Here is a 1,016-nt window from a genome sequence, read left to right on the forward strand (position 1 = left end):
GCACCTCATGAGCCGGTCTTCGCCCCGTCGGCCGTGTTCTCAGCGTTCTTGGGGTTCTCGGCGTTCTCAGTGGTCTCGGGGTTCTCAGTGGTCTCGGTGGTCTCGGGGTTCTCAGTGGTCTCGGTGGTCTCGGTGGTTTTCTCGGGCCGCAGCGCGATCCGGCCCAGGACCGCCGCCACGACGAGCGCCACGACCGCCAGCAGTACGTAGTCCGGTACGGCGTTCCCGATCCGCGAAGCGACCTCCTCCAGGTGGAACTCCTGGTCGGCGTCGAGGATGCCGGGCAGCGCGGTCGTACCGTCGAAGGCCAGGAACAGCGCCCCGATGCCGATGAAGAACAGCCCGGAGACCAGCGACGTGGTGTGCAGTTCCAGACGGCCCACCCGGAACGCGCGCCCGCGCAGCCAGCCCCGCCGGCCGAGCTGGAAACGGTCCCAGAAGAGAGCCAGCACGAACAGCGGCAGCGCCATCCCGAGCGCGTAGACGGCCAGCATCGACGCCCCGTACACCGGATTGCCGTTCACGGCGGTCACCGTCAGCACCGCCCCGAGGATCGGGCCCGCGCAGAACCCGGCCAGCCCGTACACGCAGCCCAGCAGGAACGTGGACGCCGCCGAACGCGGCGTGATCCGCCCCGCCGCCGCCTGCGCCCGCTTCGACGCGAAGCCGATCCCGACGATCTGCGCCACGCCCAGCGCGATGACCACCCAGCCGCCGATGGTGATCAGCAGATCGCGGTGGCCGTTGAAGAGCCGGCTCGCGGCGGTGGAGGCCGCGCCGAGCGGCACCAGCGTGGTGGCCAGCCCCAGGTAGAAGACGCCGGTACGGGCCAGCAGCTTTCCCGGCGTCGCGAGCGAGTACGCGAAGAACGCGGGCAGCAGCAGCGCGCTGCACGGGCTGAGCAGGGCGAGGGCGCCGCCCAGGAAAGCGGCGAGATAGCCGATGTCGCTCACTTGGCCGCCGCCTTCGCGTGGTCGCGCGCCGCCTTGATGGCCTCCTCGAAGACGCCCATCGGC

General features: G+C 70.8%; 1 protein-coding gene. It reads right to left on the reverse strand.

The genetic code is table 11. From position 1 onward, the window contains the following. Nucleotides 1–5: 5 nt before the first annotated feature. Complete coding sequence (locus ACFU99_RS44570) at nucleotides 6–953, reverse strand: cytochrome c biogenesis CcdA family protein (RefSeq protein ID WP_384404640.1); 948 nt, start codon at nucleotides 951–953, stop codon at nucleotides 6–8. Nucleotides 954–1,016: the final 63 nt, after the last annotated feature.

Source organism: Streptomyces sp. NPDC057654 (assembly GCF_042800135.1).
Classification (GTDB): Bacteria; Actinomycetota; Actinomycetes; order Streptomycetales; family Streptomycetaceae; genus Streptomyces.